This window comes from Cupriavidus sp. SZY C1 (genome assembly GCF_032190535.1).
In the GTDB taxonomy this organism is placed as follows: Bacteria; Pseudomonadota; Gammaproteobacteria; order Burkholderiales; family Burkholderiaceae; genus Cupriavidus; species Cupriavidus pauculus_C.
In genome coordinates, this window is the sequence record NZ_JAUANU010000006.1 from 129,296 (window position 1) to 145,564 (window position 16,269).

15 protein-coding genes are annotated in these 16,269 nt (G+C 66.6%); 1 reads left to right on the forward strand and 14 read right to left on the reverse strand.

Annotated features, from left to right (window positions below):
* Nucleotides 1-42: 42 nt before the first annotated feature.
* From atpE to QTN24_RS11875, 9 genes are all read right to left on the reverse strand, one after another.
* Nucleotides 43-309 carry a F0F1 ATP synthase subunit C gene (gene atpE, locus QTN24_RS11835; RefSeq protein ID WP_124682905.1) on the reverse strand — a complete coding sequence of 89 codons (267 nt, stop codon included), beginning with the start codon at nucleotides 307-309 and terminating at the stop codon, nucleotides 43-45.
* A 62-nt stretch (nucleotides 310-371) separates the two neighbouring features.
* The gene (atpB, locus tag QTN24_RS11840; RefSeq protein ID WP_124682904.1) at nucleotides 372-1,241 is read right to left on the reverse strand and encodes a F0F1 ATP synthase subunit A; all 870 of its coding nucleotides are present in this window, start codon (nucleotides 1,239-1,241) and stop codon (nucleotides 372-374) included.
* A 283-nt stretch (nucleotides 1,242-1,524) separates the two neighbouring features.
* Nucleotides 1,525-2,052, reverse strand: a complete 528-nt coding sequence (locus tag QTN24_RS11845; RefSeq protein WP_313837252.1) for an ATP synthase subunit I — start codon at nucleotides 2,050-2,052, stop codon at nucleotides 1,525-1,527.
* 399 nt (nucleotides 2,053-2,451) lie between these two features.
* Nucleotides 2,452-3,345, reverse strand: coding sequence for a ParB/RepB/Spo0J family partition protein (locus QTN24_RS11850; protein WP_124682902.1), 894 nt, complete (start codon nucleotides 3,343-3,345; stop codon nucleotides 2,452-2,454).
* Between the two features lie 32 nt (nucleotides 3,346-3,377).
* Nucleotides 3,378-4,151, reverse strand: coding sequence for a ParA family protein (locus QTN24_RS11855; protein ID WP_124682901.1), 774 nt, complete (start codon nucleotides 4,149-4,151; stop codon nucleotides 3,378-3,380).
* An 85-nt stretch (nucleotides 4,152-4,236) separates the two neighbouring features.
* Nucleotides 4,237-4,944 carry a 16S rRNA (guanine(527)-N(7))-methyltransferase RsmG gene (gene rsmG, locus QTN24_RS11860; RefSeq protein WP_409559013.1) on the reverse strand — a complete coding sequence of 236 codons (708 nt, stop codon included), beginning with the start codon at nucleotides 4,942-4,944 and terminating at the stop codon, nucleotides 4,237-4,239.
* A complete protein-coding gene (mnmG, locus tag QTN24_RS11865; RefSeq protein WP_313837256.1) occupies nucleotides 4,945-6,900 on the reverse strand; it encodes a tRNA uridine-5-carboxymethylaminomethyl(34) synthesis enzyme MnmG in 1,956 nt (651 codons plus the stop codon).
* Nucleotides 6,901-7,124: 224 nt separating this feature from the next.
* Nucleotides 7,125-8,009, reverse strand: a complete 885-nt coding sequence (locus QTN24_RS11870) for an N-formylglutamate amidohydrolase (RefSeq protein WP_313837258.1) — start codon at nucleotides 8,007-8,009, stop codon at nucleotides 7,125-7,127.
* Between the two features lie 3 nt (nucleotides 8,010-8,012).
* Nucleotides 8,013-9,029 carry a tripartite tricarboxylate transporter substrate binding protein BugE gene (locus tag QTN24_RS11875; protein WP_313837259.1) on the reverse strand — a complete coding sequence of 339 codons (1,017 nt, stop codon included), beginning with the start codon at nucleotides 9,027-9,029 and terminating at the stop codon, nucleotides 8,013-8,015.
* A 126-nt stretch (nucleotides 9,030-9,155) separates the two neighbouring features.
* Here QTN24_RS11875 and QTN24_RS11880 point away from each other — a divergent pair, with 126 nt between their 5' ends.
* Nucleotides 9,156-10,076: a LysR substrate-binding domain-containing protein gene (locus tag QTN24_RS11880; protein WP_313837261.1), complete on the forward strand. Its 921-nt coding sequence runs from the start codon at nucleotides 9,156-9,158 to the stop codon at nucleotides 10,074-10,076.
* A gap of 103 nt (nucleotides 10,077-10,179) precedes the next feature.
* Here the strand turns inward: QTN24_RS11880 and QTN24_RS11885 are convergent, their stop codons facing one another.
* From QTN24_RS11885 to QTN24_RS11905, 5 genes are all read right to left on the reverse strand, one after another.
* The gene (locus QTN24_RS11885) at nucleotides 10,180-10,923 is read right to left on the reverse strand and encodes an ABC transporter ATP-binding protein (RefSeq protein WP_124682897.1); all 744 of its coding nucleotides are present in this window, start codon (nucleotides 10,921-10,923) and stop codon (nucleotides 10,180-10,182) included.
* A 9-nt stretch (nucleotides 10,924-10,932) separates the two neighbouring features.
* On the reverse strand, nucleotides 10,933-12,780 hold the full coding sequence (locus QTN24_RS11890) for a branched-chain amino acid ABC transporter ATP-binding protein/permease (RefSeq protein ID WP_313837264.1): 1,848 nt from the start codon (nucleotides 12,778-12,780) through the stop codon (nucleotides 10,933-10,935).
* A gap of 3 nt (nucleotides 12,781-12,783) precedes the next feature.
* Nucleotides 12,784-13,836: a branched-chain amino acid ABC transporter permease gene (locus QTN24_RS11895; protein ID WP_313837266.1), complete on the reverse strand. Its 1,053-nt coding sequence runs from the start codon at nucleotides 13,834-13,836 to the stop codon at nucleotides 12,784-12,786.
* A gap of 173 nt (nucleotides 13,837-14,009) precedes the next feature.
* Complete coding sequence (locus QTN24_RS11900) at nucleotides 14,010-15,158, reverse strand: ABC transporter substrate-binding protein (RefSeq protein WP_313837268.1); 1,149 nt, start codon at nucleotides 15,156-15,158, stop codon at nucleotides 14,010-14,012.
* A gap of 311 nt (nucleotides 15,159-15,469) precedes the next feature.
* Nucleotides 15,470-16,228 carry a TSUP family transporter gene (locus QTN24_RS11905; protein ID WP_313837270.1) on the reverse strand — a complete coding sequence of 253 codons (759 nt, stop codon included), beginning with the start codon at nucleotides 16,226-16,228 and terminating at the stop codon, nucleotides 15,470-15,472.
* Nucleotides 16,229-16,269: the final 41 nt, after the last annotated feature.

A 16,269-nucleotide genomic window follows, 5' to 3' on the forward strand; every position in this document is an offset into this window, starting at 1 on the left:
GAGGCCTGCGCCGCCCGTCAGCATCATGCAGACCGAAAAGACTTACTGAATGACCGACAGCAGCGGGTTGGCGAATGCGAACAGCATTGCAACGCCCACACCGATCAGGAATGCAGCGTCGATCAGGCCAGCCAGCAGGAACATCTTGGTTTGCAGCGGGTTCATCAGCTCGGGCTGACGTGCGCAGGCTTCGATGTACTTGCCACCCATCAGGGCGATACCCAGGCAGGCGCCGATAGCGCCCAGACCGATGATGATGCCGATACCGATAGCGGTCAGACCCTGGATGTTGGCGAGAAATGCTTGCATGATGACTCCTTTAATTTAGAGAGACTTAGAACCAAAAAACCAAAAAACGAAGAACCGGAAAATCAGTGGTGATCGTGAGCCTGGCCGATGTACACCAGCGTCAGCATCATGAAGATGAAGGCCTGCAGCAGCACGATCAGGATGTGGAAGATGGCCCAGACGGCGCCAGCAATCACGTGACCGACGAAGCCCAGTGCGGACAGGTCCGCGCCGAACGTCCAGATCGAACCCAGCAGCGCGATCAGCAGGAACACCAGCTCGCCGGCGTACATGTTGCCGAACAGCCGCATGCCCAGCGACACGGCCTTGGCCAGGAACTCGATGATGTTCAGGACGAAGTTGAACGGCGCCAGGTACCACTTGGCACCGAACGGGGCCGAGAACAGCTCGTGCGCGAAGCCGCCGACACCCTTGATCTTGAAGCTGTAGTAGATCATCAGCACCAGCACCGAGCACGACATGCCCAGCGTGCCGTTCAGGTCGGCCGTGGCCACGGCGCGGTGGTGCGGCAGGTGGATGTGGAAGATGCCCAGCACGTGGTTCAGGCCGGTGACCCAGTCCACGGGGATCAGGTCGATCGCGTTCATCATGGTGATCCAGCAGAACACCATCAGCGCCAGCGGGGCGATCCACGAGCGGTCGCCGTGGATGATGCCCTTGGCCTGGTCGTCGACCATCTCGACGATCATTTCCACGAAGGCCTGGAAGCGGCCCGGCACGCCGGCCGTGACGCGGCGGGCGGCCATGTAGAGGAACAGCAGTGCGATGACGCCGCACAGCACCGACCAGAACACGGTGTCATAGTTGATGACACTGAAATCGACCACGGACTGCTGCTTGCCGCCGACCGAATTAAAGTTCTGCAGGTGTTCGGCGATATAGCCTGAGGGTGTGAGCACGTGCCCTGCGCCTTGCGTAGCTTCAGATGACATGTTGAAACGATCGGTATATTGCGAAATCTGCGTTGCCGGAGACCGCCCTGGCGGCCTACCGGTATGAGACTTGCCTGGGCCTTCGGTCACATGACCGGTCACCGCCGCGGCAAATCCTTCGTATTGTTCCGGGCAAAACCTTGCTCACGCAGCGCTGCACCGTTGTGACGCCCTGCGCGTTGAAACCTTGATATTCCGGATGGGTGCCTCATCTGAGACCGAACCCCAAGCCGTGGCCCTGCCTTGCGGCGTGGCCCGGGCGACGGGATTCGCGACTCTCCGCCTAGCGGATCGCGAGCGCCACCCAGTAAGTCTTGAGCGCCAGCAGGAACGTGACCAGCAGCGGCACCCATCGAAGCTCGCGGTACAGCACGATCACCAGCACCAGCAGTGCCACCGTGCCGAAGACCTTGATCGCCTCGCCGGCCACCAGGCCGCCGACCGACGGCTGCGCGCGCGACATGTACAGCCGCAGCGCGAAGAAGCCGCTCGGGACGAAACACGCCATGCCGCCGAAGAAGGCCGACCAGCCAGAAGGCCCCGGCGCCCCGGCGAACATCGCCCAGGCCAGGGCCGACAGCAGCGTGACCACGATCTGGGCCACCACGACCTTGCCCGGTGTCATCCGCGACGGGCGCAACGCGCGCTCGCCCAGCAGCCGCACCGCCTCGGCATGCGACAGCGGATCGACAGCTTCGTCCTCGCGCTCGGCGTTATCATCCCAGTCGTCTCGCCAATCGTCGTGACGACGACTGCCGGGGGACGCCGGGCCGGCTTGCGAATGTTCCTGCTGACGGTCTCGAACCACCACCTGCCTAGCCTCGTTCCAGGCCGGAACTTTTCGTCGCCGGCCAGAATTCAAACCGCACGATTCTATTAGCAATCGCCAAGACGAGTCAATCTGCTTTCAGTTAGCTTGCAGTGAATTTCGCACAACGGTTGCTATCACGCCTTCATGATGGATGGTGGGATATTGCGCGGCAATGACGCGCAACGTAATCGGATTGCGCGCGCCCGAGCGGGCATGATGGTGAATCGGCCGTCACTGGACCCGGCCCCGGCGTGCACCGCATTGCGACACGCGCCGGGCGCCGTTCGGTTATCGCGCAGATTCATGCCGCGGCATGGTGCACGCTGGCGTGCCTGTCGCGCCGGGCCGACAGGCCACCGATTCCACCTGTAAAACGATTGCCGTATACCGTGGAAACGGCTAGGCGTTGGCCGCCGGCTCGCGCAGCCGCGTCAACACGCCGTCCAGCGCGTCGTTGTTGTTGAAGTGGATGGTCAACTGGCCCTTGCCGCGCGCGCCGAGCTTGATCTGCACGGCCAGCCCCAGTGCGTCGGACAGTTCCTCTTCCAGCCGCGCCACGTCGCGCGTGCCGTTGCCCTGCTTCTGCTTGAGCGACTTCAGGTCGAACGGCTTCAGCGTCGAGGCGACCAGCTTTTCCGTCTCGCGCACCGACAGCCGCTTGTTGACGATCTGGTTGGCCAGCGTGATCTGGTTGGCGCCGTCGACGGCCAGCAGCGCCCGTGCATGCCCCATGTCCAGGTCGCCCGCCATCAGCATGGTCTGCACCGGCGCGGCCAGGTTCAGCAGCCGCAGCAGGTTCGACACCGCGCTGCGCGAGCGGCCCACCGACTCCGCGGCCTGCTCGTGCGTGAAGCTGAATTCGCGGATCAGCCGCATGATGCCCTGCGCCTCTTCCAGCGGATTGAGGTCCTCGCGCTGGATATTCTCGATCAGCGCCATGGCGGCCGCGGCCTCGTCGGCCACGTCCTTGACCAGCACCGGCACCTTGTCCAGCCCGGCAAGCTTCGACGCGCGGTAGCGGCGTTCGCCGGCGATGATCTCGTAGCGATCCGGCTCGGCCACGCGGCGCACCAGGATCGGCTGCATCAGGCCCTGCGCGCGGATGCTGGCGGCCAGCTCCTGCAGTGCGCCCTCGTCCATGCGCGTACGCGGCTGGTACTTGCCCGGCTGAAGCTGATTGACGTTGAGCACCGACGGCAGCCCTTCCTGCCGCGCCGTCTCGACGATCTCGGCCGGCCCGCCGAGCAGTGCTTCCAGTCCCCGGCCCAGCCCCTTCTTCTTAGCGGTCACCATGCTCGCCACCCTTCCCTGTCAGTTCGTGCCGCTCAACCGAGCTGGCGGACGCGCGCGATCATCTCCGCGCCGAAATCGAGATACGCCTTGGCGCCCTTGGAGGACGCATCGAATGCCACGCCGGGCATGCCGTACGACGGCGCCTCGGCCAGCCGCACATTGCGCGGGATCACGGTCTTGAAGACCTTCTCCGCGAAATGCGCCTCAAGCTGGGCCGACACCTGCTGCTGCAGCGTCACGCGCGGGTCGAACATCACGCGCAGCAGGCCAATCACCTTCAGGTCGCGGTTCAGGTTCGCGTGCACCTGCTTGATCGTGTTGACCAGGTCGGACAGCCCCTCCAGCGCGAAGTACTCGCACTGCATTGGCACGATCACGCCGTGCGCCGCGCACAGGCCGTTCAGGGTCAGCAGCGACAGCGACGGCGGGCAGTCGATCAGCACGAAGTCGTACTGGTCGTCCACCTCGGCCAGCGCCTGCTTGAGCCGGCGCTCGCGCTGGTCCAGATCCACCAGTTCGACTTCGGCGCCGGCCAGTTCGCGGTTGGCCGGCAGCACGTCGTAGCGTCCGGCTTCCGACCGCTGGCGCGCCTGCGGCACCGACGCCAGCCCCAGCAGCACCTGGTACACGCTGTGTTCCAGCGACTGCTTGTCGATGCCCGATCCCATCGATGCGTTGCCCTGGGGATCGAGGTCGACCAGCAGCACCCGCTGGTCCTGCGCGGCCAGACCGGCGGCCAGGTTCACCGTCGTGGTGGTCTTGCCCACACCACCCTTCTGGTTGGCGATCACGAATACCTTGGCCATAAGCGCTAGCAGCTCCTGTTTGCCCAGTTTCCGCCACTCATATTCATCAGATGAATGGCGTTTTCCAATTTACAGCTTTGACGATTCAACGTCGTGATATGGCGACGATATGCCGCTCCGCATCCAGCTCTGGTACGTTGAGCTTGGTCACGGCGTCCACCTGCCACGTTTCCATCAGCCCCGCCGCGGCCATGCGGTCGATCTCGGCCTGCGGATAGACGCCCTTCATCGCCAGCAACCGGCCCCCCGGTGCCACCAGATGGCCGGACAGGTTCACGAAGTCGGTCAGCTCGGCGAACGCGCGCGACGTAATCACGGCGTACCCGGCGGCATCCTCGATCTTCTCCACCGGCCCCCAGTGTGCAGCCGCATTGGTCAGGTGCAACTGGGCGCGACACTGGGTCAGGAAAGCGGTCTTTTTCTGGACGATGTCGACCATCAACACCGACACGTCCGGGCACGCGATGGCCAGCGGCATGCCCGGCATGCCGCCGCCCGAACCCACGTCCAGCACCCTGCCCCGCGCAGCGTCGGGAACGGATGCGACGCGCGCGGCGTCGGCCAGCGCCGGCACGGCAGCCAGCGAGTCCAGCAGGTGGTGGGTCAGCATCTCGTCAGGATGACGGATGGCGGTGAGGTTGTAGACGCTGTTCCATTTGCGCAGCAGCGTCAGGTAGGCGAACAGCGTGTCGACCTGGGCGGGCGACAGTGCCAGCCCGATCGCATCGAGCCCCGCTTCAAGACGCTTGCGCTGCGCCGCCTCGTCGGTCACGGTGTAACGGTAGCCACCCACTCAGGCAGCCTCCTGACCGTCACCGGACTTTGCAGCCGCCGGCGCGGCGCGCCCCATGCCCTTCTTCTTCAGGTGGACCAGCAGCAGCGAGATCGCCGCCGGCGTCACGCCCGAGATGCGCGAGGCCTGGCCCAGCGTTTCCGGCCGATGCTGGTTCAGCTTCTGGCTGACCTCGAAGCCCAGCCCGCGCACCTCGGTGTAGTCGAAGTCCAGCGGCAGCCGGGTGGCCTCGTTGGCTTCCAGCTTGTCTACCTCGGCTGCCTGGCGCGCGATATAGCCGTGATACTTGATGCCGATCTCGATCTGCTCGCGGATCTGCTCGGCCAGCATGGCATCGTCGGCCAGCGGTGCCTCGGGGGCGTACTTGCCGTCCTGCATGGCGACCAGCGCCTCATAGCGGACTTCCGGGCGGCGCAGCAGATCGGCCAGCGAGTATTCACGCTCGATGGCCTTGCCCAGCAGCGGCACGGCGTCGGCTTCCGGCAGCAGCGTCGGGTTGACCCAGGTGCTCTTGAGCCGCTCTGTTTCACGTGAAACAGCGTCGCGCTTGCGGTTGAAGGCGTCCCACCGGACGTCGTCCACCACGCCCAGCTCCCGGCCCACTTCGGTCAGGCGCATGTCGGCGTTGTCTTCGCGCAGGCTCAGGCGGAATTCCGCCCGGCTCGTGAACATGCGGTACGGCTCGGTCACCCCGCGCGTGATCAGGTCGTCGACCAGCACGCCCAGGTATGCCTGGTCGCGGCGCGGTGTCCAGGCATCGCGCTCGCGCACGTAGCAGCCAGCGTTGATCCCGGCCAGCAGCCCCTGCGCGGCAGCTTCCTCGTAGCCGGTGGTGCCGTTGATCTGGCCGGCGAAGAACAGGCCCGAGATCGCCTTGCTTTCCAGCGACGCCTTGAGCCCGCGCGGGTCGAAGTAGTCGTACTCGATGGCGTAGCCCGGGCGCAGGATGTGCGCGTTCTCCATGCCTCGGATCGAGTGAACGAGATCGAGCTGGACGTCGAACGGCAGGCTCGTCGAGATGCCATTCGGGTAGAACTCGTTGGTCGTCAGCCCTTCCGGCTCCAGGAAGATCTGGTGGCTTTCCTTGCTCGAAAAGCGATGGATCTTGTCCTCGATGCTAGGACAGTACCGCGGCCCTACCCCTTCGATCACGCCCGTGTACATCGGCGAACGGTCCAGGCCGCCCCGGATGATGTCGTGCGTACGGCTGTTGGTATGGGTGATCCAGCACGGCAGTTGCTGCGGGTGCTGGGCGGGGTTGCCCAGGAAGGAGAACACCGGCACCGGGTCCAGGTCGCCCGGCTGCTCTTCCATCACCGAAAAGTCGATGGTGCGGCCGTCGATGCGCGGCGGCGTGCCGGTCTTCAGGCGGCCTTGCGGCAGCCTCAGCTCCTTGAGCCGCGCGGACAGCGAGACGGCTGCCGGGTCGCCGGCACGTCCGCCCGTGTAGTTGTCCAGCCCGACGTGGATCTTGCCGTCCAGGAACGTACCGGCCGTCAGCACCACGGCGCGGGCCCGGAAGTCGATGCCAGCCTGGGTACGGGCGCCGACCACGCGGTCGCCCTCGACCATCAGGTCATCCACGGCTTGCTGGAACAGCATCAGGTTCGGCTGGTTCTCCAGCCGCGTGCGGATGGCCTTGCGATACAGCACCCGGTCGGCCTGGGCGCGCGTCGCGCGGACGGCCGGCCCCTTGCTGGAATTCAGAATCCGGAACTGGATGCCCGCCTCGTCGGTGGCGGCAGCCATCGCGCCGCCCATGGCGTCCACTTCCTTCACCAGATGCCCCTTGCCGATGCCGCCAATCGACGGATTGCAGCTCATCTGGCCCAACGTTTCGATGTTGTGCGTGAGCAGCAGCGTCTGGCAGCCCATCCTCGCGGCAGCAAGGGCGGCTTCGGTGCCGGCGTGACCACCGCCGACGACTATGACGTCGAATTCTTTCGGGTAAAGCATGGGACACCTCCTCCGGGAGGCTGGGCGGGAAAATACGGGATGCCGAATTATAGCGGCAATCGATTTGGGATCGTCGGCCGTGGCAAGTGTTTCACGTGAAACATGGGGGCCAAGGTATGCTGGCGGCACAAAGCGTGTTCCACGTGAAACACCATCCGGATACAACAAGGCCCCGCTTGCACTGGGCCCTACCCTACCGCCGATGTTTCACGTGAAACGTCTCGCTATAGCTGCGCGCGGATATAGGCGGCGAGCTGGCCGGACAGCGTAGCCAGGTCACGCTGCAGCGCAGCGAAACCGGCATTCGGCACCTTGGTCGCTTCGTCCATATAGAGCGGCCGGCGAATCTCGATCTGCAGGCTGTTGCGCCGCTCGGCCGGACGACCCATCTGGGCAATCAGTTGCACACCCTTGTACGGGTCGTTGCGCGCCACCGTGTAGCCCATGGCCTTCAACCCGGTCTCGACCACATCCACCAGCCCCGGCTCGCAGGTGGTGCCGTCCCGGTCGCCCAGCACGAAGTCCGCCAGCGGATGCGGGCTGTCGATCTTGAGCCGCGCGTAAGCGTTGTTCGGCATCGAGTGCAGGTTCAGGTGCCAGACCGCGCCAAAGCGCCGGTGCGCCGCCTCCACCGCCTCGGACAGCGCGGCGTGATACGGCCGGTAGTAGGCGTCGATCCGGCGCTGTACCTCGGCTACGGTCAGCAGGCGGTCGTAGATCGGCGTGGTCGCGTCCAGTCGACGCCAGATCAGGCCGTAGCCCAGCCGCGTCTTCTCGCCCGGCGACAGCAGCGTCGGCCACGGCGACACCAGCAGCTCGGGGTCCAGGTCGTCCAGCGTCCGGTTCGGGTCGATGTAGACGCGCGGGAAGGTGGCGCCGATCAGCGTGCCACCCACCTGGGGGATGGCGGACCACAGCGTGTCGATATGGGTATCCTCGCCGCCGCGCAGCCGCTCCAGCGGCACGGCCGCGCCGAAATCCAGCGGATAGTGGGTGCCGCTGTGCGGCGAGTCGCATACCAGCGGCAGCGCGTCGGCTTGCGGCAGGGCCAGCGTGAACGGGCCGGCCGGGGCGTCGCCCTGCACCGCCTGGGCTTCGATTATCGTCATCGCTCAGTCCAGGCGGATATTGGCGGCCTTGGCCACGCGGGCGTAGCGGGCCATCGCCTGCTGGATCTGCGCCTTGAACTGGTCCGGCGTGGTCGGCACCAGCGTACCGCCCGATTCCTCGATCTTGCGCTTGAACTCGGGGTTCAGCATCGCCTTGTGGATGGCGGCGTTGAGCTTGTCGACCACCGGCTGGGGCGTGCCGGCCGGCGCGACGATGCCGAACCAGCCGCCGTCGCCCATGTCCTTGTAGCCCAGCTCGGCGTAGGTCGGCACGTTTGGCAGTTGCGGAGACCGCTGCGCGCCCAGCACGGCCAGCGCGCGCAGGCGGCCGGCCTTGACGTGGGGCAGCGTGGTCGACAGGTTGTCGGTGATCGCGGTCACCTGCCCTGCCAGCGCGTCGTTCAGCGCCAGGCCGGCGCCCTTGTACGGCACGTGCAGCAGGTCGATCTTGGCCAGCATCATGAAGTTCTCGATGTTGGCGTGGCCCAGCGATCCGGCGCCCGGCGAGGCAAACGTGTACTTGCCGGGGTTGGCCTTGGCCAGCGCCACGAATTCCTGCATCGTCTTGGCCGGCACGCTCGGATGCACGGCGAACACGCTGGGGATAGCCGCCACGTTGGTGATCGGCGCGAAATCCTTGACCGGGTCATAGCCGAGCTTCGGATAGACGGCCGGGTTCGAGCCGTGCGTGCTGACCGTGGCCATGCCGATGGTGTAGCCGTCCGGCGCGGAGCGCGCCACCTGCTCCATGCCGATGGAGCCGCCCGCCCCGCCCTTGTTGTCGACCACGATGGTCTGGCCCAGCTCGCGCCCGGCGTACTCGGCCACCAGGCGGGCCGACAGGTCGGTGGTGCCGCCGGCCGCGAACGGCACGATCAGGCGGATGGGCTTGGTCGGGTAGTTAACCTGCGCCGCAGCCGGCAGGGCCACACCGCCAAGCGTGGCGATCACGGCTGTGGACAACACTGTGGAAAACACCAGCCGGCGACGCTGCGCGCGGCAATTCTGGGCTCGCTTCATGGCAAACACTCCTCGATTTATCGTTGTCGAATCTGGGTATCGAGCAGCGAGTGTCGGAGAGTTTACCGGTCCGGCACAAACGACTATATTGCACGCTTCCATTACCAAAGATCATGCTCGGCGGCTATGCGTATACGGTCTCCTTCGATGTCGGAACTGCACGCGTTTGCAACGGCCGCGCGGCTGGGCAGCTTCACGCGGGCGGCTGAAACGCTGTGCGTGACCCAGGGCGCCATCAGCCGCGCCATCGCCCGGCTGGAGGCCCATTTCGGCCAGCCGCTGGTCCATCGCAATGCCCACCGTCTGACGCTAACCGAGGCGGGGCGCGCCTATCTGGACGCCATCGCCGATCCGCTGGCCGCCGTGGAGACCGCCAGCGCCGCCATGTTCGGCGAGGATCGGCGCCACCATCTGACGCTTTCTGCCGTGCCGACGCTGGCCAGCGTATGGCTCGTGCCCCGCCTGCCCGACTTCCATCGCCAGCATCCCGACATCCAGCTGGACTTCGTCCCGTACCGCCGCGAGGAGGATTTTTCGGGTGCCCGGCCAGACGCCGCCATCCTGACCGGCGAGGCCAGCCAGTGGTCGGGCTGGCAGGTGGACTACGTGATTGGCCGCGAAATGGTGCCGATCTGCCACCCTGCCCGCGCCCACGCACGGCAGGCCGCGCATCTGTGGAAAACTCCGGCCGACCTGATGGCCGAACCGCTACTTTTCCACACAACTGCCCCCAGGAACTGGCAGCACTGGCTGCAGGCCGCGGGCGTACCCGACGCTGCGCCCACGCTGGCGCGCGGCTTTGACCAGGTGTCGATTTTGCTGGAGGCCGTGAAGGCCGATATGGGCGTGGCCGTTTTGCAGCGATGCCTTGTCAGGGATGCGTTGCAGGCCGGTCAGGTGGTGGCGCCGTTCGACCTGCCCATCACGCTGAGCCGGGGATATTTCCTCTGCGCGCCGCGCGAAAAGCGTGACCATCCAGCCCTGGCGGCCTTCCGTTCCTGGCTGCTGGGAGTCGCGGCCACCGATATCGCCGCGCTGATGCGCTGAGACTTATCCACACTGTGGATAAAAGTGTGAACAAGATCGGCTGCATGAATAGAAAACGGCGCCAAGATGGCGCCGTTATTTTCATAACGTATACGTAGCCGGTTCAGGCGGCCCGTTTCGCCAGCCCCAGGTACGTTTCGATCACCTTCGGGTTGCTGGCCAGCGCGGACGCCTCGCCTTCCATCGCCATGTCGCCGGTCTCGATCACGTACCCGTAGTCCGCCACCTGCAGCGCGGCCCGCGCGTTCTGCTCGATCAGCAGCGTCGCCACGCCGGTCTGGCGCAGGTTGCTGATGATGTGGAAGATTTCCTTCACGATCAGCGGCGCCAGGCCCAGGCTGGGCTCGTCCAGCATCAGCAGTTGCGGCTTGGCCATCAGCGCGCGGCCGACGGCCAGCATCTGGCGCTCGCCGCCGGAGAGCGTGCCGGCTTCCTGCCGCGCACGCTCCTTCAGGCGCGGGAACAGCGCGTAGACCACTTCCAGCTGGTCCAGGTAGTTGCGCTCGCCGGCGCGCTTGCGGCGGAAGGCGCCAAGCTGCAGGTTGTCCTCCACGCTCATCGTCGCAAACAGCTCGCGCTTCTCGGGCACCAGGCACATGCCGCGCGCCACCCGCCCTTCCACGGGAATGCCGGCCATGTCGTGCCCCAGGTATCGCACGGTGCCGCTGGCCGAGCCACTGACGGGCAGCGCGCCCATGATCGCGTTGAGCATCGTCGACTTGCCCGCGCCGTTGGGCCCGATCACGGTGACGATCTTGCCGGCCTCCACCTTCAGGCTGGCGCCGTGCACCGCCTCGACCTTGCCGTAGCGGACGTGCAGGTCGCCCACCTCCAGAATCAGACTCATCTCCGCTCCTTACTCCACGCCGCCCAGGTACGCTTCCAGCACGGCCGGGTCCTTCTGCACGTCGGCCGGCACGCCCTCGGCGATGCGCGTGCCGAATTCCATCACCACGAGCCGGTCGGTCAGGTTCATCACGAAGTCCATGTCGTGCTCCACCAGCAGCACGCTCATGCCTTCGCCGCGCAGCTTGCGCAGCAGGTCGGCCAGCGCCTGCTTTTCCTTGTAGCGCAGCCCGGCAGCCGGCTCGTCGAGCAACAGCAGCGCGGGGTCGCAGCACAGCGCGCGGGCGATCTCCAGGATGCGCTGCTGGCCCAGCGCCAGGCTGCCGGCTTCCATGTACATCGCTTCGGCCAGCCCCACGCGCTCCAGTTGCCGGCGTGCCTCGAACAGCAGCTTCTGCTCCTCGGCGCGGTTCATGCGCAGGATGGCGGCCGATACCCCGCCCTGCGCGCGGAAGTCGCCGCGCAGGTGGGCGCCGATGGCCACGTTCTCCAGCACGGTCATCGTCGGCAGCAGGTGCACGTGCTGGAACGTCCGGCCCACGCCGCGCTTGACGATCTCGCGCGACGGCAGCCCCGAGATGACCTCGCCGCGATAGCGCACTTCCCCGCCGGTCAGCGGCAGCACGCCGGTCACCAGGTTGAACGTGGTGGACTTGCCCGCACCGTTCGGCCCGATCAGCCCGATGATCTCGCCCGCGCGCACCTGGAAGCTCACGTCGTTGACGGCCACCAGCCCGCCAAACTGCTTGCGCGCGGCGCGTACGTCGAGGATCAGCTCGCCGGCCGCCGGCTTCTCGCGCACCGGCAGCGGGTCGGCCTGGGTGGGCGCCAGCACCGGCGGCCCGGACGGCATCAGCCGGCGCAGGAACGGCCAGATGCCGTCGCGCGCGTACTGCAGCAGCAGCACCAGCAGCACGCCGAACACGATGATCTCGAAGTTGCCGGTGCTGCCCAGCAGCCGCGGCAGCAGGCCCTGCAGCACGTCCTTGAGGATGGTCAGGATGCCGGCGCCCAGCACCGCGCCCCACACGTGGCCCACGCCGCCCACCACGGCCATGAACAGGTACTCGATGCCGTAGTTGAGCCCGAACGGGGTGGGATTCACCGCGCGCTGCAGATGGGCGTACAGGAAGCCCGACACACACGCCAGGATCGCCGCCACGACGAAGATCACCACCTTCATCCAGGCCGTGTTCACGCCCATTGCCTCGGCCATCGTGCCGCCGCCCTTGAGCGCGCGGATGGCGCGCCCAGGCCGCGAGTTCAGCAGGTTCTGCATGGCCACCACGGCCAGCAGCACCACGGCCCAGATCAGGTAGAACATCGACCGCCCCGACTGCAGCTCGATGCCCAGGAACGACAGCACCGGAATGCCGTTCAGGCCGTCGTACTTGCCCAGGAACTCCAGGTTGCCGAACAGGAAGAACAGCGACAGGCCCCAGGCAATGGTCGCCAGCGGCAGGTAGTGGCCGGACATCCGCATCGTGATGAGCCCGATCACATAGGCCGACGCCACCGTGATCAGCAGCCCCACCAGCAGCCCGAGCCAGGGCGACAGCCCGAACTGCGTGGTCAGGTACGCGGTGCTGTAGGCGCCCAGCCCCACGAACGCCGCCTGCCCGAACGACGTCATGCCGCCCACGCCCGTCAGCAGCACCAGGCCGATGGCCACGATGCCGTACAGCCCGATGTAGTTGCCCAGCGTGATCCAGAACTCGGGCGTGGGCAGCACCGGCAGCAGCGCCAGCACCGCCACGAACACCAGCGCCACCACGCGGTTGCGCGCGGCCCCCGCCACGCGCGGCGTGGCCTGCGCGGGCACATCCTTCTGCAGCGGCTTGTTGGTCAGCATCGTCATGGCTTACTCCTCTTCCTCGACGTGCTTGCTGGTCAGCGACCGCCACAACAGCACGGGAATGATCAGCGTGAAGACGATGACCTCCTTGAACGCGCTGGCCCAGAAGGACGAATACGACTCCAGCAGCCCCACCAGCAGCGCGCCCAGCGCCGCCACCGGATAGCTGGCCAGGCCGCCGACGATGGCGCCCACGAAGCCCTTGAGCCCCACCAGGAAGCCCGACTCGTAGTAGACCGTGGTCAGCGGCGCGATCAGGATGCCGCACAGCGCGCCCATGGCCGCCGCCAGCGTGAACGACAGCCGCCCGGCCTGCGTGGTGCCGATGCCCACCAGCCGCGCGCCCAGCCGGTTCACGGCCGTCGCGCGCAGCGCCTTGCCCTGCAGCGTGCGCTCGAAATAGAAGTACAGCGCGGCAATCAGCAGCCCGGACACCGCCACCACCCACAGGCTCTGGCCAGACACGCTCAGGCTGCCCACCTCGAAGCGCGCGTCCGAGAACGGGTTGGTACGCGACCCTTCTGCGCCGAACATCACCAGCCCCAGCCCCACCAGCGCGAAATGCACGCCGACGGACACGATCAGCAGCACCAGCGTGCTGGCCTCGGCCAGCGGCTGGTAGGCCAGCCTGTAGAGCATGGGCCCGAGCGGAATCACGATCAGCAGCGTCAGCGCGATCTGCGCCGCCATCGGCAGCGGCAGGCCGCCGTACTGCTGCACCAGCATGTGCACCGCGCCGGGGAACAGCAGGTACTTGCCGGCCAGCACCAGCACCCGGCGCGGCGCGGTCAGCCGCAGCTCGGGGCTGCGCAGCACGGCCACGCCGTCGTAGAGAAAGGTCAGCACGCCCATTGCCAGCAGCAGCCACGTGGTCTGCGGCGCGTGGCCGGCCTGCATCGCGGCCAGCGTCAGCGCGCCATAGGCCACGAATTCGCCCTGGGGAATGAAGATGACGCGCGTGACCGAGAACACCAGCACCAGCGCCAGTGCCAGCAAGGCGTAGATCGCGCCGGAAGTGATGCCGTCCTGCGCCAGGATGGCGGCAATCGAAAGGTCCATTGTCTGCCCGTGTGATGTGCGGATTCGCGGTGCCAGCTTATCGGCTGCGCCGCACGGTGCCTAGGGACGGCGCGCGGCAGCGGAGGCGAAAAAAAGGCGCATGGATGTCCATGCGCCCTCCGTGTGCTGCGTCTGCCCTGCGCGGCTCCCGCGTGCCGGTGATGAACGCCGGCTTACTTCTGCAGCTTCCACTTGCCATCGACGATCTGCACCATCACGCGCGCGCGCTGGTCCATGCCGAGGTGGTCGGTGGGGCTCATGTTGATGATGCCGTGCGATACCGGCAGGTTCCGCGTCTGCTCCAGCGCGTCGCGCAGGGCCTTGCGGAATTCCCGCGTGCCGGGCTGCGCCTTCTTGAGCGCCTCCGGAATCGCGTTCTGCAGCAGCAGGCCGGCATCCCAGGCATGGCCGCCGAAGGTGGACACCTGCCCGCCGAACGCCTTCTCGTAGGCCGTCTTGTACGTCATGGCCGGCTTCTTGACCGGATTGCTCTCGGGCAGTTGCTCGGCCACCAGCAGCGGGCCGGCCGGCAGGAACGTGCCTTCGCAGTCCTTGCCGCACACGCGCAGGAAGTCCGGGTTGGCCACGCCGTGCGTCTGGTAGACCTTGCCCTTGTAGCCGCGCTCCTTGAGCGCCTTGACCGGCAACGCCGCGGGCGTGCCCGAGCCGGCGATCAGCACCGCGTCGGCGTTGGCGCCCATCATCTTGAGCACCTGGCCGGTCACCGAGTTGTCGGTGCGCGCAAAGCGCTCGTTGGCCACCACCTTGATCTTGCGCATTTCCGCCACCTTGGCGAATTCCTGCGCCCAGCTATCGCCGTAGGCGTCCGCAAAGCCGATGAACGCCACCGTCTTCACGTTGTTGCTGGTCATGTGCTCGGCCAGCGCGGTGGCCATGTGCGAATCGTTCTGCGGGGTCTTGTAGACCCATGCGCGCTTGGCGTCCATCGGCTCGATGATGCGGGCCGAGGCGGCCATCGAGATCATCGGCGTCTCGCTCTCGGCGGCCACGTCCACCATCGCCAGCGAATTCGGCGTGACGGTGGAGCCCACCACCACGTCCACCTTGTCCTCGCTGATCAGCTTGCGCGTGTTCTTGACCGCCGTGGTCGTGTCGGTGGCGTCGTCGAGCACGATGTACTCGATCTTCTTGCCGGCGATTTCCTTGGGCAGCAGCGTGAACGTGTTCTTCTCGGGGATGCCGAGCGACGCGGCCGGCCCGGTGGCCGAAACCGTGACCCCGACCTTGACCTGGGCGCTGGCCGCACCCGCGAACAGGCTGGCGGCGGCAAGCGCCAGCAAGCTGGCGCGCTTGAACGTCATGGCTTGTCTCCTTCGATTCCAAAACGGAAAAAGGCACCCGCCGGCTTCCGGCCGGCGGATGCCTTCAGTTTGTTTGTCGGCCCGCTCTGGCAGGCTCTCTGGCGGATGCAGCGCTGGCATCCGATCTGGTCGGGCACCTCGAAGTTCGTCCCGTTATTTTCCCGTCCTGCGCCGTTACCCCCGGATTGCGCAGTTCATTCGCCGACCGCTCGGTCGGGAATGCGAATCGAGTCTAACACAGCGATGTGATACGAAAAGGCGGGATTAACCCGCAGCGGCACGGGCGCAACAGGCAAGGGTTTCCCGGCGCGCTAGCGCAGGAACGCGTCGTAGGCCGTCTTGACGATCAGCGCGCTTACCACGGCGATGAACACCTTGCGCACGAAGCGGCTGCCATGGCGCAGCGCCAGCTTGCTGCCCACCTGGCTGCCGGCCACGTTGGCCACGGCCATCACGATGCCGAGCTGCCACCAGACGTGGCCCTTGGCGGCCAGCAGCAGCAGCGCCGCCAGGTTGGTGGCCAGGTTGACGATCTTGGCCGACGCCGACGCATGCAGGAAGTCGTATCCGAACACGCGCACGAAGACGATCATCAGGAAGCTGCCCGTGCCGGGGCCGAACACGCCGTCGTAGAAGCCGATGGCGGCACCGGCCAGCAGCGCGGCCAGCCGTTCGCGGCCGCCCGACAGCGCCGGCGCGTGGTCGGTGCCCAGGTCCTTCCTGGCTACCGTGTAGGCCAGCAGCACCAGCAGCACGAACGGCAGCGCCTTGCGCAGCGGCTCGGCCGGCATCATGGTCAGCGTCCACGCGCCGGCCATCGAGAAGATGAACGCCGCCAGCGTGGCCGGCCCGGTGGCGCCCCAGTAGATCCGCACCTTGCGCGCGTAGCGCAGCGCCGCGTTCGACGTGCCGGCCAGCGACGCCACCTTGGTCGTGCCGATCAGCGTGGCCGGCGACATGTTCGGATAGGTCGAGAACAGCGCCGGCACCTGCACCAGGCCGCCGCCACCGGCCACCGCGTCGATCAAGCCGGCCAGGAAGGCGGCCGCCGCCAGAAAAACGAACTCCATGGATCTACCGTGCGAGGGGGTGAAAGGTCAAAGGGGATGGG